The sequence below is a fragment of the Microbulbifer mixtoriginis (SeqCode) genome, assembly GCF_052467945.1.
Genome location: NZ_CP174328.1, coordinates 3,214,968 through 3,235,596 on the forward strand (window position 1 = coordinate 3,214,968; position 20,629 = coordinate 3,235,596).

Sequence of the window (20,629 nt, forward strand, 5' to 3'; positions counted from 1 at the left end):
CCTTGTACCACCGATTATGTGCGAGGAACGAGCGGGAATGCCCGGTAGTAGTTATTGCTGGAAATCTGGTTAAAAAGGGTAAGGCTCTGGCCGCTATATTCACCCGGATAGAACAACACTACTGGCTTGTGTCCGAGCAGGGCGTGGAGCTTGTTGAGCAAATTGTGCGCCCGCAAAACAGGCCAGACTGAGCCGACACCATGAATCAGTATCACATCCTGCTCGGCCCCCACAATCTGATCCATTAGAAAGGGGCCAAAATTATCCATGTGCATAGGGCCCGCCAGGGCTTTTAACAGCGCCTGATCACCTTTTGCTAACTGCATCTGAAAGGCTTTGTCGAGAAAGCGACGCTTGGATAGGTAGTCCCGCATAATCTGCAGCAGGTTAATAGTGGCTGCCTTCAAATGAGGCTGTTTCTTTTCTAGAAAACTGGTAAGAAAACCAAGGTACTCTCGGACTTTCAGTTCCTCTTCCGGCGCGTAATCAAAAATCCAAAATCCAATTTCATTTCCGAGACCTTTCCCCTGGAGAAACTCATGAGAGAGGATTTTGTCTGGAATCTGGTTTAGCCGTTCTTCTAGCGGCTGAATCATATCGCGACCTTTACTTCATTATTTTTGATCTATGTCAGAGAGCACTGGAAATATTGAGACACTTTTTAATACGCTGGCAACGACTGCCATCCAGGAGTCCGTTTACCTCAGGCCGCACCAAAATATGCTGCAACTGAGGATTGCGGGTACTTTTCACAAACCCCACCTCTGCCAACATTCGAAGTACCACCTGCCCCATTTTCTTTTTGGATGACTCGGTCCAGTTCCCGATCTTACTATCGCGCTCTACCCTTTCCTCAAGAAAGCTGCCCCACAAATAGGGTTCTAACTTCTCAGCTTTAACGGCGAATGCATCGCTAACGACAGCTTCAACAAACTCCACTAATAACAGATTCCGCGCTAGGGCTGCAACAAATGCGACCTGGGTGGCCAGCTGCTCGTCACCGTCTCGCAACACTCGCCAGAATGGTCGATCAAGACGCTCCAACCGCTGGCGCAATGCGCGGGATTGGCGCTTGGCCGTTGCCGGACTGCGCTTCTGTAGTCGGTTATTCACCTGGATCTCGAGCTGCCACCTTTCCGCATCGACGCCCTGCAGTAGTAATTCTGCGACCACCCGGCACTCGCGCACTTGCAGAGAACCAGCAATGAGATCACTATCGTAATGAAAGTTATACATATCGAATATCAGGCTTTAGATACAACCGGCCAGTGTACCGGGCAAAAGTACTTAGTCAGCAGAATTTGCCCGTTGCCTCCCACACGCCAGAGCAGACATGTAGACAGGAATTTCTTACGAGTTTATCCGAGAGCATGACCAAGTTCACGCCATCCAGCCAGTATTTCTAATGATTTTAGGGTTTCACCATGAGGGCCTGTGGGAGGTTTGAAACCATGTGAGGAGTCAGGATTATTTCAACTACACCAGCACAATTTAAAGCCGACAAAAACCAATAATTCCCACTGCATGGTCGCCGCTACAATGCGCTCGGGGAGGCAGTTTTAGTTGTAATTCAGAACCAGGATTAAGTGATGTATAGATGGTCATCAGTACCTTATTCACAACAATAAGCGTACCTCAGCAGTTCCTTACCAAAGTTGGTCTTTAGGCACTTATATAGTTTCCGAAAAAACAAAAAATCAAAGCAATATCAGGGTTTAACTCCCACATACTCAACCCCAGCAACACGACCAGACAACAGCAAGCCACCCGCTTCGCAGCTATCTACCATCAAATACCATCAAATACCATCAAACAGGATACAGGTAAAAATAATGAATAGGGAGTATTCTGAGCTGCCAAGTCCAGTAGATCAGCGGCGACCAGTAAGCTAAATATAGGGGCTTATCTCGTAACCAAATCCATACACGACGGGCATACCCCTTTACTAACAGTCATTTTTTTCCGCTACTTTTTGCATCGCCTGCTTAATACTTACAGAGGGATAAACGCCCAAGGCCAACGTCTTTTGTTTTCCTTGGAATCGATATTTAAGCCGCCAATACTTGGAGCCAGTAGGTTTGATCAACAGGCACAGCCCTGTCCATCCCTAAGTCACTGATCCTTGTTACTTGGTTTGGGCTGTTTGATTTGTGTACTTGTAAGGGCCATTGGTAGCGCTACCTGTTGCTAAATTGAACCAGATAGCACCGGATGACAAGGAACGAGAGCGGAGGGCTGCGTACCCTCAGATAGCAAAAAGCCCGGATTTACCGGGCTTTTTGGATGATTCCGAACTTGTTCGGATCTTGATGTGGTGCCCAGGGCGGGACTTGAACCCGCACGAGCATAGCTCACTACCCCCTCAAGATAGCGTGTCTACCAATTCCACCACCTGGGCAAAAATCTTTACTACTGTTCCTCTGAATCAGTTTCCTGATTTACAGCTGGCTCTTGCGAATCGCTGTTTTCAGTCGGAGCCTGAGGAACATCACCGGCTTCCAGATCTGATTCAAGTTGCGGGATATCACTTTCGATTTCTGGCAACTCGTTGGCCGGTCCAACTTGCTCAACTGCAGCGGGTATTTGCGGCAGATTTGCATCGACATCGGCATCTGCGTTTTGGCGAGCCAGAAAGGCCAGCCCCAAACTGGTGACGAAGAATACAGTAGCAAGAATTGCTGTCAAGCGGGAAAAGAAATTTCCGCCACCTTGACTACCAAAAACTGTCTGAGATGCACCTGCACCAAAGGAGGCACCGGCCTCGGCACCCTTACCTTGCTGCAATAAAATCAGGCCGATAATACCCAATGCAACCAGAACGTGTATACCTAAAACAATTTCTTCCATTTTCTGGAAACTCTCTGCCGGGGTTGTGCTAACCCGTTTTTAGTATTCCCTAATCCGCTCGCTGAATATTATTCAGCAGCGCGACAAATTGCGGCGAACTCTTTCGCATCAAGCGAAGCGCCACCCACAAGGGCGCCGTCAATATCAGCCTGCGCAAACAAGGCGCTGGCATTAGCGGATTTTACACTACCGCCATATAAAATCTGTACATGCTCACCTACATTACCGAGCTCACCCCGAATAAATTGGTGAACGTCCTGCGCTTCTTCAGGCGTTGCAGTTTTACCTGTGCCTATTGCCCAAACAGGCTCATAAGCCACAACTGAATGCTTCCAGGTATCACTTTCGATGATGTCGCTAACAGCTTTAAGCTGGTTTGCGATCACCTCGAGGGTACGCTCCTGCTCGCGCTCTTGCAGGGTTTCCCCGACACAAAGGATCGGGATCAAACCAGCCTGCTGGGCAACCACAAACTTCTTGGCTACCAGCTCGCTTGTCTCCCCATAGAGACTGCGACGCTCGGAGTGCCCAATAATGACATAGCGAGCATTCCAGTCGAGCAGCATTTCAGCGGATATTTCACCGGTATATGCGCCACTGGATTCCTGACTGAGGTTTTGCGCACCAACACTAAAGCGCTCCCTATCTTCTGCTACCTGGGATACCAGGGGAATATAAGGAAATGGCGGGCAAACAACAACGTGAGCGGCAATAGCCTGCAAGTCGAAGTCAGAAAAAAAACGTTCGGCAAAAGCTTTATTGCCGTTCATTTTCCAGTTAGCTGCTACCAGCGGTATTCGCATGTGTGCTCCTTTAAGGGGCGCAAATCTTAGCGACATTGCCGCCAACATACAACCAAAAATATACGAGTTTACCTATCTCACTGATGGCGCCCTATAGAACGCCTCAGGAGCCCCCTAATGAAGGGCTCAGCCGCCCCCAACCCTTTGTACTACAGCGGAGATCTGCTGTGCCAGTTGCTCTACCTGAGTGCTATCACGGCCCTCCACCATTACCCGGATAAGGGGCTCAGTACCAGAAGGACGCAGCAGAACACGACCATTGTCAGCGAGTTGAAGCTCCGCATCACTGACCGCTGCCATAACTTCCGGATGGTCGAGTATACCATCGCGATGCCCAAGTCGCACATTAATCATGTGCTGGGGAAGCATCTGCATACTCGCCTTGAGCTGGTGCAGAGGTAGGTCAAATTCAGAAAGGGCCCGAAGCACCTGTAGAGCAGCAACAATGCCGTCTCCGGTTGTTGAGGCATCGGCACAGATGATATGGCCAGAAGATTCACCACCCAGCATCCAGCCATTGGCCTTCATTTTTTCGAGCACATAGCGGTCGCCAACTTTAGCGCGCTCAAACGGGATATTGCGCTCCCGCAGGGCCAACTCAAAGCCGTAATTACTCATCAGGGTACCGACAATGCCCTTACAGCCACCAAGATGCTCCTGCTGGTAAAGACCAATAATAAAGAGCAGCTGATCCCCATCGACAAGATCACCATTGCGATCAACAAACAAAACCCTGTCGCCATCACCATCGAAAGCGATCCCGAGATCTGCACCTTGCTCCACTACTGCGCTCTGTAACTGCTTGGGTTTGGTAGAGCCACACTCCAGATTGATATTTAGTCCATCCGGGCTAGCACTTAAGGCAGTCACTTCTGCCCCCAGCTCTCGAAAGACCTTTGGTGCTATGTGATAAGTGGCCCCGTTTGCGCAATCAAGAACGATTTTGAGACCATCCAGAGAAAAGTTCCAAGGTGTGGACGCTTTGCTGAATTCGATATAACGCGAGGCCGCATCATCTACTCGATATGCCTTGCCTAGATTTTCCGCCGCCTCCATGGGAAGCTCGAGTGCCGCTTCGATCTCGCGCTCTACTTCGTCGGGCAATTTGTAGCCTTCGGCACAGAAGAACTTGATGCCGTTATCGTGAAAAGGGTTATGCGAGGCGCTGATTACGATTCCCGCTCGAGCATGGAAAGTGCGAGTGAGGTAGGCAATAGCAGGGGTAGGCATGGGCCCCAATAGGCCCACATCAACTCCAGAGTAGATTAAACCCGCCTCCAGGGCAGCTTCAAACATATAGCCGGACACTCGAGTATCCTTGCCAATTAAAATATAGGGGCGACTGGACCTCTTACCCGCGGACATCTTTCCCAGTACCTTACCGGTGGCGTACCCTAACCTCAGCATAAAGTCCGGGGTTATTGGCCCCTTTCCCACATGTCCACGAATTCCGTCAGTGCCAAAGTACTTTCTTTCCATTTCTGTTCTCTACTGCAGCTAACTACGCCGCATTTAATTTGTAAAAATTTTAAAAATGCCTCCACAATATTGGGAAGCTATTGTTTTAAGGAATTAGGTTTTAAGCCCCTCGACAATTTGCTGTAATCGCAGAACATCAACCGTCTCTGCAACATCGTGCACCCGTAAAATCTTTGCCCCTCGCTGGGCTGCCAGCATAGCAAGTGCAAGGCTACCTGGAAGCCGATCCTCCACCTCTCGCTGCAACAGGCGCCCGATCATCGACTTACGCGACAAGCCAGCCAGTATAGGGACATCCGCTGGCCCCAATTGCGACAAGGCACCTAATAAGGCCAGGTTATGAGCGTCGGTCTTGCCAAAGCCAAAGCCTGGGTCCAATAGGAGGCGCTCTCGGTTAATTCCCACAGCACAACAGGCCTCAATACGGTCCGCAAGGTAATGGGCGACTTCCGTTACTACATCTCTATAATTGGGGGAAGTTTGCATGCTATTCGGCTGTCCTTGCATATGCATAAGACATACAGGTAAATCTGTTTGCGCGGCAGCCGCAAGTGCACCTTCTCGCTCAAGCGCACGAACATCATTGATAAGCCCGGCTCCCACTTTAGCGGCTTCGCGCATCACTGTCGGTGTACTGGTATCTACCGAGACGACGACATCCAGCCTCGTACAAATCGCATCTACCACGGGGAGCACCCTGTCGAGCTCCTCCTGCTCAGAAATAGGAGCGGCTCCAGGCCGAGTGGACTCCCCACCCACATCAATAATTGCGGCCCCCTCGTCTAGCATTTGCTCGGCCCGACACAACACAAGAGACAGGTCTAGCATGCCAGCCTGATAGTAACTGCCGCCATCGGAAAAAGAATCTGGGGTGGTATTGAGAATCCCCATCACCACAGGTGAGGAGAGGTTTAGTGTGTGTTTTCCACAGGTGATTTTCATATACAGAGATAAAAAAACGGAATGTCTCATCGGGTTGGGCTGATGCCATCCCGACCTACATTCCGCTTATGCCATTTGAATGTTTCGCTGAGAATCAGTGCTCGTTTAACGGGCCACCAACTGGATTACTCTTGTCTGCCTCAGTAGAGGCCTCAGATGTATCCGTTTTATCTACTTCATCGGTTGAGCTGTTGCCGCCGGAACCAAAATTGTTATCTTCCCAGTCTTTAGGTGGACGCACTTTGCGACGAGCCATCAGGTCGTCCACTTGTTCTGCATCTAGGGTTTCATACTCCATCAGGGCATCTTTCATGGCTTCAAGGATATCTCGATTTTCCTCTAGCAACTGGCTGGCACGTTCATAGCAGCTATCAATGATACGGCGAACTTCTTCATCAATATCATTAGAGGTCTTGCCGGAAACCGGGTTACCCTGCCCCGGCTGGCCGCTTTCATCTTCTCCATAGTGCAAGGGACCAAGTTTCTCAGAGAGTCCCCATTTGGTCACCATACTACGTGCCAGGTCGGTAGCGCGCTCGATATCGTTGGACGCGCCGGTTGTCACACCATCTATACCCAGGGTCATCTCTTCGGCAATACGACCACCAAACAGTGAACACAACTGGGATTCAATCGCACGTTTGGAGAGGCTGTACTTATCCTCCTCAGGCAAGAACTGGGTAACACCCAGTGCACGGCCGCGAGGGATAATGGTGACTTTGTGTACTGGATCATGTTCTGGGACCAGGCGACCAATAATCGCATGACCCGCTTCATGATAAGCAGTATTCACTTTCTCTTTCTCATTCATCACCATGGACTTGCGCTCGGCACCCATCATGATTTTGTCACGGGCACGCTCAAACTCCTCCATGGTCACCGTACGCTTATTAGCGCGAGCAGCAAAAAGTGCAGCTTCATTCACCAAGTTGGCTAAATCGGCACCGGAGAAACCGGGCGTACCCCGCGCAATAGTCTGAGCATTGACCTTGTCATCCAGTGGTACCTTGCGCATATGCACAGTCAGAATCTGCTCGCGGCCGCGGATATCCGGTAGGCCGACAAATACCTGACGGTCGAATCGACCGGGGCGCAACAGAGCATGGTCGAGTACGTCCGGGCGGTTAGTGGCGGCGATCACGATCACCCCTTCATTGCCTTCAAAGCCATCCATCTCTACCAGTAGCTGGTTGAGTGTCTGTTCACGCTCGTCATGACCACCGCCAACACCGGCGCCACGGTGGCGGCCTACGGCGTCGATTTCATCAATAAAGATAATGCAGGGAGCTTGCTTCTTGGCCTGATCGAACATGTCACGGACGCGGGAAGCACCCACGCCGACAAACATTTCTACGAAGTCAGAACCGGAAATAGAGAAGAAGGGCACTTTTGCCTCACCGGCAATGGCCTTAGCCAGCAGGGTCTTACCGGTTCCGGGAGGACCACACATCAGTACACCACGGGGGATATTACCGCCCAGGCGCTGGAACTTGGTGGGGTCCCGTAGAAACTCTACCAGCTCCTGTACTTCTTCCTTTGCTTCATCCACACCCGCAACATCAGCGAAGGTGGTCTTGATCTGATCTTCGCCTAATAGGCGAGCTTTACTTTTACCAAAAGCCATAGGCCCGGAACGGCCACCAGCACCGCCCTGCATCTGGCGCATGAAGAACATAAAGACGGCAATAATAATTAGGATAGGGAAACTCGCTACCAAGAGTTGCTGCCAGATACTGGGAGATTCAGGTTCACGGCCAACGAACTGGGTATTACTGCGCACCAACTCATTAGTGAGTTCATCGTCAATAATCTGTGGCTGGATAGTCTTGAAGCGACTGCCGTCGGCTTTTTCGCCAGTTATCACCAGACCATCCACAACGACGCTTTTCACCTGTCCCGATTGCACATCCTGAACAAAGTCGGAATAACTGAGAGCCTCATCCCGTGTCTGCGGCTTAAAATTCTGAAATACCATCAGCAGCACCGCCGCGATGATCAACCACAGTACAAGGTTCTTTGCCATATCATTCAAAGGGATAGCCCTCTCGCTTTCGCACTCAAAATCCGTTCATTTTGCTGTGCCGATCCTATCTATACCCATCAAATCAGTATAGGTGTAGGAGACAACAGCCCTGCCGCCCAATAGGAATAATGCTTATACCATATCGAGCAGGCAGACTAGAAATACGCCTTCGCGCCTAATTGCCCTTAAAGCCCCTGGCCACCAAATAGACCTCGCGAGAGCGAGGCCTGGAGGCGCCAGGCTTACGAGTCACAACACTGTTGTAGCTCGCGCGCAAGTCGCGGATCAGCTCATCAAACCCCTCCCCCTGGAAGACTTTGGCAACAAAAGCACCCCCAGGTTTTAATACCTGCCGGGCCATATCTACTGCCAACTCTACCAAATACATGGAGGCGGGCTGATCAACATCGCGTATCCCACTCATATTGGGGGCCATATCGGAAATCACAAGGTCTGCCATCTCATCGCCAAGATGTTGCAGCAGCTCGTTGAGCACTGACTCCTCAGTAAAGTCACCTTGCACAAAGTCCACACCGGCCAGGGGGTCCATCGGCAATATATCAGACGCCAAAACCCGGCCTTTGTGCCCCACTAGCTCCATCGCCACCTGAGACCACCCTCCCGGTGCAGCGCCCAGGTCGACAACCGTCATGCCTGGCTTGAACAGGCGGTCCTTATCCTGTAACTCCTGCAGCTTGTAGCTGGCACGGGAGCGATAGCCCTCTTTCTGGGACTGTTTGACGTAATGGTCATTAAAATGTTCACGCAGCCAGCGGTGGCTGCTCTTAGATCGGCCCATCGGGTACAATGCCTACAATCACTACAGCTTATTAGTAAGAGCGGTCATAAGCCGCGATCGGGTCAGCCAAACAACTGCTGACGAGGATCGAGGCTTTTGGTCACTCCCATATCGATATCCACAAAGTGGTAATGGAGTATTGTATGCCTTTAACCGCCGACCGCAAAAAAGCACTGCGCTCTCTCGGTCACAATCTCAAACCTGTCGTGACTGTAGCGGGCAATGGGCTCAGCGAGGGCGTGATGGAAGAACTGGAACGTGCACTGGAAGATCACGAGCTGATCAAGGTAAAGCTGATGATCGCTGACCGTGAAGTCCGACATCAGATTGTAGGGGAGCTCTGCCAGAAATCCTCTGCTGAACTGATCCAGGAGATTGGTAAAATCGCTTTAATCTATCGAGCTGCGAAGAAGCCGGATGTACGCAAGTCTAACTTGCTGCGCTGATGTTTTATCAAGAAGCGGCCTCTGCCGTTTCTTGATAATCTCCATCAAGTATCTTCATCAACAGCAAGCTCACAGGGTACAGACAGTTCCCACATCTCATCGCTAGAAAGTCGAGCAAGCCAACACTTCCGCCCATCCGTAAGTAACTGGAATTTGATGGGCTTCGCCATATCTCGACCAATTAATGCCATATGCTGCCGATTACGTTCAACAACCAGAAGACTTTTTTCTACAAACACTTCAGAGCCCAGAGTAACTTTAACCCCACCCAAGGCTTCTGAAACCAGCACTTGTATCTCCGCAGTAACTTCTGGGCTAACCTTTTTCAAAAGCGCCGGTTGGACATTCTGAATATTTGACTGAGAGGCGCATCCCAAGCATATAACGGCAAGACAGCAGTAACCTATCAGGGCTGCAATTTTCATTTTATCTCACCATTATCCGATTGCTACGAGAAGCTTCTTTTGGCACTTGAACATTTGATATTGGAATGCGTGAATTGATACCAGACTCAGAAAATGCACTAACGGCTATATCACCACACTCCCCTGTTTCAATATAGTTGAGGGCTGCCGCAAAACGAGCCTCATTGGCATCACCTAAAAGATGATAAAAGTCATCGCCGATATGACAACCCGGCAAATCAGCAGCTGTATTATCGGTACCATTAGGGACAAACCCATCTGAATAATCGCCAAAGCCTTTAGCATTCACGCCAGAAAACTGAATTGTGAAATAAGTAGTACCACAATTATCCAACGGATAAAAACCATAGGGCTTGCCACAAGTCGTTTCACCAATCTGAATAACCTCTATATCTACTCCGCGCAAGCCATTAATAATAGCTTCACTGGCCGAGCAAGTATTCTCACTGGTCAAAACAAATACACGTGGAAGGTTCAATGTAGGCAAAGGGGCTCCTTTCAAACCCTCATCTATAAGCCCAAGCGCAGAGGTATGAAACGGGGTCGAGTCAATTGGTTTCCCTGTGATTGGGTTTGTCTCTGGATGCTTATTATTAAACTTGGTCCGCTCAAAGGGCTGGCCAATTGTTACTGTACCAGCAATCATATAGGCTAGCTCTGAGGCAATATCTAAATACCCACCGCCGTTATAGCGTAAATCCAACACTAAATCTTCAACAGAAGCAGTATCTAACTGGGTAACTGCATTAATTAATTCCGCCTCAGCTGTTGCAATATGATCATTGAAAAGTATATAGCCCACTCTGCGACCGGAGCCCGTCACCTCGGTCTTTACAAACTGAACTGGATCAGACTTCACTGCTGAGGCAACTAGAGTAACCTTTTCAATCGTGGAAGAGCCCACTTGCCTAAATTCAAAAGTGTGGGATTCACCTTCACTCTCAGGCCACAGGCCATTATTTAGCGTATCTATATCTTCACCATTGGCCAAGTCGACTCCATCCACACTAATCACCTCAGCACCCCGAGTAATAATACCTGGCAAACTTTCATTGCCTTCTTCATCTAGGTAGGCGACTACTGCCTTTCGTGGTGGCTCACTCGATAGAAGTGCCCACTGAAGTCCATAGCCAACATAGACTCCGGACTCGGTTTGCGATAGCCATTCGCTGGTCGGAATCGTGTAGTGAAAACGATCCTTATCTCGGCCGGAGGGCGTCTTCTTAAAAGTTTTCAGCTGATCAAAGTAAGCCAAAGAGTCATCAAAGCTTGCCGGATCCTTATCTGTAATTTCATCGTACCAAAGGTAGACTTCATTACTCATAGAACGAAGCCAGTTGTTTTCGTCGACGCGTGTTCCCAGCTGATCGATATATTCGTAGCCAGTTGCTGGGTCGGTACCAGTTCTTGGTGAGACGCATCTAGCTACAAAAGTCGAGGATGGCAAAAAGTTATTCTCTACCCAAGATGCTCCAGCCGGGGTAGGAAGCTCTACATTACCAGCAGTACCCATAGCACTCGTTCTTTCAGGCGTATCATCTCCGCTGCCGCCGCCACTACCACAAGCAATCAGAGCAAGCGTTCCAAACGCCATCATTCCTTGCAAGGCAAGTTTACGAAAACGGGTCCCCATCCCCCAGCTCCTTTAATATTTTTGTCTAATACTATTAAAGTAGGGGAGGTTATCACTATTAATGAAAGCCAGCGATAGTCAAAGTAATTTAAGAATAATTTCACTCTGAAAAAACAAATGGAGCTGAAACATCCAATACCAATCTGGTATCAGTGTCTCAGCCCCATTGGGTAATGGCCACCTAATGATTAAACATCAGGCGCTATTTTTTTAGTCGCAAACCCTCCCAATTACACCCTGCAGACTGTCTTTGGCATCGCCAAACAACATACGAGTATTCTCTTTATAGAACAGGGGATTTGCCACACCCGCATAACCAGAGGCCATAGAACGTTTAAGCACCACCACTTTGCGCGCTTTCCAAACTTCCACTACAGGCATTCCAGCAATTGGAGAGCCGGGTTTTTCTACGGCATCGGGGTTAACAGTGTCGTTGGCTCCGATCACCAGTACCAAGTCGGTGCTGGAGAAGTCGGGATTAATTTCATCCATCTCTAACACTATGTCGTAAGGCACATTGGCTTCGGCCAGTAAGACATTCATATGGCCCGGCAGTCGCCCTGCAACAGGATGGATACCAAAACGCACTGTTTTACCCATACCGCGCAGGCGATCGGTCAAGTCGCTGACGGCTTGTTGCGCATGGGCAACAGCCATTCCGAACCCAGGCACGATAATGATGCTATCGGCGGTCTTGAGGTCATCGACTAGTTCCTGCTGGTCAATGGCAATCACCTCACCTTCGACTTCCTCATCGGAGACTTCCCCACCGTCAGAACCAAAACCACCGAGAATCACACTGATAAAAGAGCGATTCATACCGCGGCACATAATATAGCTGAGGATCGCACCGGAAGAACCAACGAGTGCACCAACTACGATAAGCAGATCATTGCCTAGCATAAATCCAGTAGCCGCTGCGGCCCATCCTGAGTAACTGTTCAGCATGGAGATAACCACCGGCATATCAGCCCCACCGATAGCAGCCACTAAGTGGATACCTAACAATAAAGCAATAGCGGTCATCACTAGTAGATTGATAACCGTAGGCCCACTCACTTCTGCAGGCACAAAGAGCACACCTAATACGATACAGGCCAGGATAGCAATTAGGTTAAGCCAGTGCCGAGCCGGCAATGTCAAGGGCTTACCGGAAACTATGCCCTGTAGCTTACAAAAAGCAACGAGTGACCCCGTTAAGGTGATAGCCCCAATAAACACCCCGAGATAAATTTCTGTGCTATGCACAACATGTGCAGAACCATGGAGATTGACTCGAGGATCGAGAAAGCCCCCCCAACCAATTAAAACTGCCGCAAGGCCAACGAAGCTGTGCAAAAGGGCTACCATCTGCGGCATCTGCGTCATAGCCACGCGTTTTGCGAGTGACAGGCCTATTACAGCCCCCACCACCATGGCAATAATCACCATCCAGTAAGCGCCGGAGGCAATACCGGAAATAGTGGCTATTATGGCAACCGCCATACCAACCATTCCGTAGATATTCCCCCGGCGCGCAGTTTCATGACTGGACAAACCGCCCAGACTTAAAATAAACATTACCGCGGAAAAAAGATAAGCCATTGCAATCATACCGTTCATCACTTATCTCCCTTCTTAACGACGAAACATCTTCAACATCCGGTAGGTAACAAAAAAACCACCGAATATATTGATACTAGCTACAAGTACACCAACAAAGGCCAGCAAGGTTACAAGCCCAGAACCAGTAGCTCCCAATTGTAACAATGCCCCCACCACAACAATCCCAGAAATCGCATTAGTAACACTCATCAATGGGGTATGCAGGGCATGGGTGACATTCCAAATTACCTGCCAACCGACAAAAATGGCCAGCACAAAAACGGTAAAGTGTGAAACGAAGTCTGATGGAGCTACCCGGCCAAGCCAAAGAAGTAATATTCCAGCGATTGCCCAGAAAACAAAAATGGATAGGGGAGATTTGCGCTTTTCAACTTTTTCTTCAAAAGAAACCTTGGTTTCCTCTGCGGCTTTTGTTGGCTTCTGGGGCTGCGCAGAGATCTTGGGAGCGGGAGGCGGCCAGGTGATCTCCCCTGACTTAACCACAGTTGCCCCACGAATAACCTCATCCTCAAAATTAAGGTTTATTTCACCATCTTTTTCCGGAGTGAGTTCACTGAGTAAATGGGCGAGATTGGTGGAGTACAACCGGGAAGACTGTGCCGCTGCACGGCTGGGTAAATTGGTGTAGCCAATGATTGTCACATCGCTATGTACAGTTTTCTGATGAGGGACAGTGTAATCACAGTTCCCCCCCATTTCTGCCGCCAGATCCACCACCACAGAGCCAGGCGCCATGCTGTCAACCATATCGGCAAGCCATAGTTTTGGTGCTGGTTTACCGGGTATCAATGCCGTCGTAATAACAATATCCACATCCTTGGCCTGTTCGCGAAACAACGCCATTTCCGCTTCAATAAATTCCTTCGACATCTCCTTGGCATATCCGCCAGAACCCGAGCCCTCCTCTTCCACCTCTACTGTGAGAAACTCGGCCCCCATGGATTCTACTTGTTCGCGCACCTCGGCTCGGGTATCAAATGCCCGAACGATGGCTCCCATACCTTTAGCGGTACCTATTGCCGAGAGTCCGGCAACACCGGCACCAATAACGAGAACTTTGGCTGGAGGGATTTTCCCCGCCGCGGTGATTTGCCCGGTAAAAAAACGACCAAAATTATGTGCGGCTTCGATGACGGCACGATAGCCGGCAATATTAGCCATGGAGCTGAGCGCATCCATTTTCTGGGCCCGGGAAATCCTGGGGATGGACTCTACGGCAAGTGCGTTAATATCATTATCGGCAAGCTTTTGTAGGAGCTCGGCGTTTTGTGCTGGCTTTAAGAAGGCAATCAATGTTGCCCCCTTAGGGATTAAAGCCAACTCTTCATCCGTTGGCGGTTGCACTTTAAGAACAACTTCCGCCCCCTTTAGGCAAGCCACTATATCCCCACGGATCTCAGCACCAGCTTGTCGATATAAATCATCGGCAAAGCTAGCCTTTTCACCAGCCCCGGCTTGTACAACAACAGAAAAACCCAAGTCAATTAATCGCTTTACGCTCTCCGGAGTTGCCGCAACACGCGCCTCCCCCTCTACGGTCTCTCTAGGTATGGCTATTATCACCGCCGTGCCCCTCATATTTAATATTATGAATTTACAACTACATCCACCTCAAAAAGGACTAGTTTGCCCATTTTATAGTCAGGCCGAGTGTAAACTCAGCAAACTGGGATTGAAAGAGAAGCTATCTAATAGCCACAATTGGTGAAATTTATAAGGCTATTAATAAGTTACAGCTGCAACATTAATTCAAGCACATCATAAGGTCACAGCGACAAAAAAAGAATAAACTGTGAAAAGGAACTTTCTTTCACCCGTGAGAAGCAACAAAGGAATCGGACCAACTTAAATAATACAAATACTCTTTGGTTTCACACTGGCCAAAAAATTGGGTTTGTTAATTTCCTAAAAGTTCTTTCTCATTAGGCTAATCATCACAAAAAAAACCTGGCAATAGGATCTTTCACCCAGCAGAAATTGATAATGATGTAAATTCTTTTCATATACCCACCTGGAAATGGTTTCAAAAAACTTCTTTAGCATCTTCATTTCAAAGTGACCAGGCCAGATTTCCTCTCAAAAACTCCTCTTGTACTAAAAGATCAATAGTTCCAAAATGGCGTAATAAGAAACAGCGGATATCTCATACTGTACTTCATGGAATTAGAAGAATTTATTTTATTTGCCCCTCTCTCACGATTTTGGCACAAGTTTTGATTGTACTTTGGCAAGCCGTCTATCTAGCCACAAACGAGTGCCACTTCAAGTCGTGACGAATATTAGCCCTGCCATCATGTTGGTTGATGATAATCAAGAACGCGCTCACCTTGTCTGTGAGTGTTTAAAATCTGCCGGATACACTATTGTTGCGCAAATCAGCAGTGCCGAAGGGCTTCTATTCCAAGTAGAGAAATATCGCCCCGATGTGGTGTTGATCGACATTGAATCCCCTGATAGAGACATCCTAGAGAGCCTTGCCATCGTTAATCGTGAGGCACCGACACCAGTAGCTATGTTCTCCAGCCACAACAGTGCGGACTTTATCAGTCGCGCAGTTGAGTCTGGAGTCAGCGCATATATGGCCGAGGGGATCACTACCGAAAGAGTTGCCCCGGCAATAGAAATTGCCATGGCTCAATTCAAGAGCTTTCAGCTGCTGCGACAATCACTTGAGAAAACCCAACAGCAACTCAGTGATAGAAAAACCATTGAAAGAGCCAAAGGATTACTAATGGCCAAGAAAAAACTCAACGAGGAGGATGCGCATAAGATTTTGCGTAAACTTGCCATGAGTAGTAATGCCACCATGCACGCGATAGCCGAACAGCTTATTCAATATTTTCAGAGCGAGCATTGAATCCCTAATGTCTTCCTTACTGTACCCGGAAAAGAAATCTATCAAGCTGCTGTATCTCAGACTCACCGACAGCGCCCCCCTAATCATTGCCAAGGAGAAAGGTTACTTTAGTCAATTTGGCCTTGAGGTGGAGTTAAAGCGGGAGACTTCCTGGGCAACTCTGCGCGATAAATTGATCGGGCGTAGGGCCGATGCAGCAGCCATGCTGGCCCCTATGCCATTAACGCTCCCAGAAACTCTACCTGACTGCAAAGAGCGACTTATCAGTGGTTTGATTCTCAGTTGTAATGGCAACGCCATTACCCTATCAGAGGATCTCTATCAACGCCTGCAGCACTACACAACAGAAGAAACGAAAACTGATATTGGTGTAGCACTAAAACAGTACCTGCAGAAAAACACTGGCATCTCACCGATAAGACTGGCTACGGTTTACCCATTCTCCAGTCACACACTACAGTTGCGCCATTGGTTACAGGCCGCAGGTGTGAATCCGGATCGGGATATACAGCTTATTATATTACCCCCCGAACAAATGCTGGAAAGCCTTCTCAGTGGCATTATTGATGGTTACTGTGTTGGCGAACCATGGAATAGCCTTGCAGCCCAAAAGGGTACTGGAGTGGTTGTTACGGCCTGCAATACACTATTGCCGGCAATGCCGGAAAAAGTATTAGCTGTGACCCAAAGCTGGCATAAGGCCAACCCGGTCAGCCACCTGGCTTTGCGTGCAGCATTACTGAAAGCCTGCTCCTGGTTAATAGCAAGAGAAAATCGCTGCGAAGCCGCCGGATTATTATCACAGAAACACTATCTGAATTTACCAGAGTCACTGTTGCAGCGCTCCCTGAATGATCAGATTCTCTACCGCCGCAACACCAATATCATAGCCAACCCAGGCTGGCACCTGTTTGCCCATATCGATAATGACAACGGTCGTCCCTGTGAGACAAAAGCCCGGCAGTTAATAGAGATGTGCAGGGGGTTTAGTGAGATAGCAACGATAAACAGTCAAAACTTCAGGCCAGAGCTATACCATCAAACTGTGGATTTCCTCAATTCCAAGAAATAATGGCACATTAATTGAATGAGAATATATCGATGGTGCAATGGCTTGCCGCTAGGCGCATTCGCACAGTCAATCGCTCTTTCAACAAAAATATCGGGCAATGGAGTCCATTGACTGCGACCAAAGGGGTGCGGTGGTGGGCTTTTTTTATGCCTGTGAAGTATGCAAATAAAGGAAATGCGCATGTCTAGTGAATCCCTCAATCTTTTTTCATTTCGAGGAAGGATAAAGATTCTTCACCTAACCTGGGTGGCCTTCTTTATTACGTTTTTTGCCTGGTTTAACCATGCCCCATTATTGATGGCAATATCGAAAAGCCTGTCATTGACTCCTGATCAGGTAAAAACGCTACTGATCTTAAATGTAGCCCTAACCATTCCAGCACGAGTAGTAATCGGGATGCTCACCGATAAATACGGCCCCAGGCTTACCTACTCCCTGTTGCTTGCTATCGGCAGTGTACCCTGCTTTATTTTTGCCCTAGCGGATAACTTTATGCAGGCGGCAATAGGTCGCTTTCTGCTCGGTTTTATTGGCGCTGGTTTTGTCGTTGGTATCCGCATGGTTTCCGAGTGGTTCCCCGCCCGTCAACTGGGCACTGCTGAGGGAATTTACGGCGGTTGGGGTAATTTTGGCTCTGCCGCTGCCGCTATGAGCTTACCGACCATCGCTCTATTTTTTGGTGGCGACAATGGCTGGCGCTATGCGATTGGAATCACCGGAGTTATTGCACTGGTATATAGTGTGATTTACTACTTCTCAGTTACCGATACCCCCAAGGGCTCCACTTATTTCAAACCAAAAAAAATAGGGGCTATGGAGGTCACTAGTTCAGGAGACTTTGTACTGTTACTGATTATGAAGGTACCAATGTATGCCGCACTGGCGTTGTTGACCTGGAAACTTTCAAGCGGTGTAAACTTGATTTCCAGTCTCGCTGCCACCTTGATTTATTGTGGGCTCGGCTTACTTTACCTACTGGATGCACGCAAGACATATAGCATCAACCGGGAGATTTTCACTAATCCACCGGCTCCCGTACATCGTTATAAATTTAAGCAGGTAGCCGTACTCAACCTTCTTTACTTTGCTACATTTGGTTCAGAACTCGCAGTAGTATCCATGTTGCCACTGTTTTTCTCTGAGACTTTTACCCTAGACCCTGTAAAAGCGGGATTACTTGCCTCAGCTTATGCCTTCATGAACTTGATGTCTCGTCCAGCAGGCGGCTTAATCAGTGATCGCTGGGGACGCAAACCCACCTTGCTGATACTAACTGCAGGCCTGGCACTGGGTTACTTCACCATGAGCCTGATTGATGCCGAATGGCCACTCTACTTGGCGGTAGCCGCTGCCATGGCCTGCTCTTTCTTTGTGCAAGCCGGTGAAGGGGCTGTATTTGCTGTAGTCCCTCTAATCAAGCGCCGTCTTACCGGGCAGATCGCAGGTATGACTGGGGCCTACGGCAATGTCGGAGCAGTTTTTTATCTCACCGTGTTAAGCCTGGTTTCCTACCAAACATTTTTTATGGTTATCGGCATCACCGCTCTTCTGGGCTTTACAGCACTGTTATTATTGGAGGAACCCGAGGGTCAAATGGCTGAGGTACACCCAGATGGCAGCGTGTCGATGATCGATGTCGCCTGATAAAGAACAGCACACAAAAACTCCGGTAGGGATACAAAACGCCCATGGAGCTTCTAAAAATTTGCAGAGTAAAGAGTTGCATGCTCTGCAAATTTTCAGTGCTACCTGTTCCGGTCATCGCCAACACAATGATGATGCTTGTGCCGTACGGCTACCCGAGAGGCTAGAGTTAAAGCGCTATGGCGCACTCGCCGCAGTAGCGGATGGCGTCGCCAGCGCCGAGGCCGGCGGCGAAGCTGCTCTTGCAGCCATCAACGGTTTTTTCTCGGACTATTACAGCACCCCGGAAACCTGGTCTACTCGCCATGCTGTTGCACGAGTACTCCACTCCCTCAACAGCTGGCTATACCGGCAAAGCGGAGGCAGTGTGGAAATCCAGCGGGGTTGGCTAACCACTTTCTCAGCCCTGATTTTTAAAGGTACCAGCGCCCACTTGGTGCATATCGGCGATACACGTATCTACCGCCTGCGCGCTGGCAAGCTTGAGTGCCTCACGCGTGATCACAGCCACCAGCTGTCTCCTGGGCGCACTTTTCTCAGTAGAGCCCTGGGGATGGATGTCCATATTGAAGTGGACTATCGCTGTGAAGCACTGCAAACCGGTGATATTTATTTACTGAGTAGCGATGGCATTCACGATTTTTTGCCAGAGACGTCTATCCAGAAAAGACTTTCTGAGTTTGACAAAACTACACCACAACAACTCATTGATGCGGCCCTAAAATCAGGCTCCAAAGATAACCTGAGTGCAATCGTCGCCAGGGTTAATAATCTGGACCTTCCTCAATGCGACGAATTGGCAATGCACAGCCGAACGCTTCCCTTCGCTCCCGATCTGAACCCAGGACAAAAACTCGATGATTTTCTTATTTTGCAGGAGCTTTATGCCAGTAAACGTAGCCACCTATACCTGGCCCAAGATCATATGACCGGAGAGCTTCGCGCACTGAAAACTCCATCGGTAAATTACTGTGATGATCCAAACTATATCGAGCGTTTTATCGCCGAAGAATGGACCGGCAGGCGAATAAATCATCCAGGGGTTATCAAGCTATACGCTCCAAGAGTCGAACGCGCTTGCCTGTATCATGTTCTCGAATATATTGAGGGGCAGACGTTGCGACAGTGGATGCAACTTAACCCTCAGCCAGAAGTATCCCAGGTAAGGGAATTACTTTCTCAGCTGGTAAGTGCCCTGCGCAGCCTGCAGCGATTAGAGATTGTGCACGGCGATCTGAAGCCGGAGAATATTATGATCCGCAACAATGGTCGCCTAGTGATCATTGACCTCGGAGGGGTCGATGGGCCAGGCCTTAGAGAGCAATTACATTTCACAGAAATTGATACTCCAGGCAGTAAGAATTATGCGGCTCCTGAATTCTTTTATGGCGATAGCGCCAGCCATCGTTCGGATATTTTTTCTCTCGGAGTAATTGCCTATGAATTACTCACAGGAAAATATCCCTACCCTGAGCGCCTCGGCAATCTGCACTATCACCTCAAAAGTTATCAACAATTGCGTTATACAAATGCATATGTGCACCGCAAGGATATCCCCCACTGGATAGATAGTGCCTTGCAAAAAGCCTGTGCCCCCAATCCTAAACAAAGATACGATAGCCTATCCGAATTTATCCAGGACCTGCAGCATCCCAATCCAACCTTCAAACCTGCCCAGAACCATCCTCTACTGGAAAAAAATCCAATTTTATTCTGGCAGCTCATAGCGCTGATCCTACTGCTTTCCCACCTTCTGTATGTTTTCTAAAGCCCCCTCTTGGTTAATCCCTCATTTGCCTCTCAGTAACTTAAGATGACATTTTCCGTTTAATATTCCACAAAATTTAACTAAGCACCAATTCAGAGCAGAAAAAAGGTTTTCTGCACCAACATACCGCAAAAATTGTGGACAATAGGAGCGGATAGGCGCCATCCCTGGGATAAATACTGGCATGAAGATTGAATGTATTTAATGACCAACAAAATTATCCCCCAATTCGAGGCAACGGCGCCTGTACTCTTCGGCAGAAGAGGAGGCGCCCTTGTCATATCAT

The 20,629-nt window shown here is 48.8% G+C and carries 18 protein-coding genes and 1 tRNA gene; 5 read left to right on the forward strand and 14 right to left on the reverse strand.

Going from position 1 to position 20,629, the window contains the following annotated elements:
- Positions 1–14 precede the first annotated feature (14 nt).
- The 10 genes from ACJJIJ_RS14085 to rlmE form a co-directional block, all read right to left on the reverse strand.
- Complete coding sequence (locus tag ACJJIJ_RS14085) at positions 15–596, reverse strand: DUF1788 domain-containing protein (RefSeq protein ID WP_444937674.1); 582 nt, start codon at positions 594–596, stop codon at positions 15–17.
- 34 nt (positions 597–630) lie between these two features.
- Positions 631–1,236 carry a DUF1819 family protein gene (locus ACJJIJ_RS14090; RefSeq protein ID WP_444937675.1) on the reverse strand — a complete coding sequence of 202 codons (606 nt, stop codon included), beginning with the start codon at positions 1,234–1,236 and terminating at the stop codon, positions 631–633.
- A 709-nt stretch (positions 1,237–1,945) separates the two neighbouring features.
- Complete coding sequence (locus ACJJIJ_RS14095) at positions 1,946–2,095, reverse strand: Arm DNA-binding domain-containing protein (protein WP_444939583.1); 150 nt, start codon at positions 2,093–2,095, stop codon at positions 1,946–1,948.
- A 217-nt stretch (positions 2,096–2,312) separates the two neighbouring features.
- A tRNA-Leu gene (locus ACJJIJ_RS14100) sits at positions 2,313–2,398 on the reverse strand.
- Between the two features lie 11 nt (positions 2,399–2,409).
- Entirely contained in the window at positions 2,410–2,847 is a 438-nt protein-coding gene (gene secG / locus ACJJIJ_RS14105; protein WP_444937676.1) for a preprotein translocase subunit SecG, read from the reverse strand.
- A 68-nt stretch (positions 2,848–2,915) separates the two neighbouring features.
- Positions 2,916–3,650 carry a triose-phosphate isomerase gene (gene tpiA, locus ACJJIJ_RS14110; RefSeq protein WP_444937677.1) on the reverse strand — a complete coding sequence of 245 codons (735 nt, stop codon included), beginning with the start codon at positions 3,648–3,650 and terminating at the stop codon, positions 2,916–2,918.
- A 126-nt stretch (positions 3,651–3,776) separates the two neighbouring features.
- On the reverse strand, positions 3,777–5,129 hold the full coding sequence (gene glmM / locus ACJJIJ_RS14115) for a phosphoglucosamine mutase (RefSeq protein WP_444937678.1): 1,353 nt from the start codon (positions 5,127–5,129) through the stop codon (positions 3,777–3,779).
- 93 nt (positions 5,130–5,222) lie between these two features.
- Positions 5,223–6,101: a dihydropteroate synthase gene (folP, locus tag ACJJIJ_RS14120; protein ID WP_444937679.1), complete on the reverse strand. Its 879-nt coding sequence runs from the start codon at positions 6,099–6,101 to the stop codon at positions 5,223–5,225.
- A gap of 64 nt (positions 6,102–6,165) precedes the next feature.
- Positions 6,166–8,094, reverse strand: coding sequence for an ATP-dependent zinc metalloprotease FtsH (gene ftsH / locus ACJJIJ_RS14125; RefSeq protein WP_252083195.1), 1,929 nt, complete (start codon positions 8,092–8,094; stop codon positions 6,166–6,168).
- Between the two features lie 175 nt (positions 8,095–8,269).
- Positions 8,270–8,893, reverse strand: a complete 624-nt coding sequence (gene rlmE / locus ACJJIJ_RS14130) for a 23S rRNA (uridine(2552)-2'-O)-methyltransferase RlmE (RefSeq protein WP_252083196.1) — start codon at positions 8,891–8,893, stop codon at positions 8,270–8,272.
- Between the two features lie 143 nt (positions 8,894–9,036).
- Here rlmE and yhbY point away from each other — a divergent pair, with 143 nt between their 5' ends.
- Positions 9,037–9,339: a ribosome assembly RNA-binding protein YhbY gene (gene yhbY, locus ACJJIJ_RS14135; RefSeq protein ID WP_252083197.1), complete on the forward strand. Its 303-nt coding sequence runs from the start codon at positions 9,037–9,039 to the stop codon at positions 9,337–9,339.
- A gap of 44 nt (positions 9,340–9,383) precedes the next feature.
- Here the strand turns inward: yhbY and ACJJIJ_RS14140 are convergent, their stop codons facing one another.
- From ACJJIJ_RS14140 to ACJJIJ_RS14155, 4 genes are all read right to left on the reverse strand, one after another.
- Positions 9,384–9,764 carry a hypothetical protein gene (locus tag ACJJIJ_RS14140; protein ID WP_252083198.1) on the reverse strand — a complete coding sequence of 127 codons (381 nt, stop codon included), beginning with the start codon at positions 9,762–9,764 and terminating at the stop codon, positions 9,384–9,386.
- 1 nt (position 9,765) lies between these two features.
- A complete protein-coding gene (locus ACJJIJ_RS14145; protein WP_252083199.1) occupies positions 9,766–11,397 on the reverse strand; it encodes a S41 family peptidase in 1,632 nt (543 codons plus the stop codon).
- Positions 11,398–11,607: 210 nt separating this feature from the next.
- Complete coding sequence (gene pntB, locus ACJJIJ_RS14150; RefSeq protein ID WP_252083200.1) at positions 11,608–12,999, reverse strand: Re/Si-specific NAD(P)(+) transhydrogenase subunit beta; 1,392 nt, start codon at positions 12,997–12,999, stop codon at positions 11,608–11,610.
- Between the two features lie 15 nt (positions 13,000–13,014).
- Positions 13,015–14,565, reverse strand: a complete 1,551-nt coding sequence (locus tag ACJJIJ_RS14155; RefSeq protein ID WP_435583623.1) for a Re/Si-specific NAD(P)(+) transhydrogenase subunit alpha — start codon at positions 14,563–14,565, stop codon at positions 13,015–13,017.
- Between the two features lie 706 nt (positions 14,566–15,271).
- On the opposite strand from ACJJIJ_RS14155, the gene ACJJIJ_RS14160 reads away from it, so the two are divergent.
- From ACJJIJ_RS14160 to ACJJIJ_RS14175, 4 genes are all read left to right on the forward strand, one after another.
- Entirely contained in the window at positions 15,272–15,859 is a 588-nt protein-coding gene (locus tag ACJJIJ_RS14160; RefSeq protein ID WP_252083202.1) for an ANTAR domain-containing response regulator, read from the forward strand.
- 7 nt (positions 15,860–15,866) lie between these two features.
- Positions 15,867–16,931, forward strand: coding sequence for a CmpA/NrtA family ABC transporter substrate-binding protein (locus tag ACJJIJ_RS14165; RefSeq protein ID WP_444937680.1), 1,065 nt, complete (start codon positions 15,867–15,869; stop codon positions 16,929–16,931).
- 180 nt (positions 16,932–17,111) lie between these two features.
- On the forward strand, positions 17,112–18,575 hold the full coding sequence (locus ACJJIJ_RS14170; RefSeq protein ID WP_252083204.1) for a NarK family nitrate/nitrite MFS transporter: 1,464 nt from the start codon (positions 17,112–17,114) through the stop codon (positions 18,573–18,575).
- Entirely contained in the window at positions 18,565–20,343 is a 1,779-nt protein-coding gene (locus ACJJIJ_RS14175; protein WP_444937681.1) for a bifunctional protein-serine/threonine kinase/phosphatase, read from the forward strand. Before ACJJIJ_RS14170 ends, ACJJIJ_RS14175 begins: the two co-directional genes overlap by 11 nt.
- The last annotated feature ends 286 nt before the right edge of the window (positions 20,344–20,629 follow it).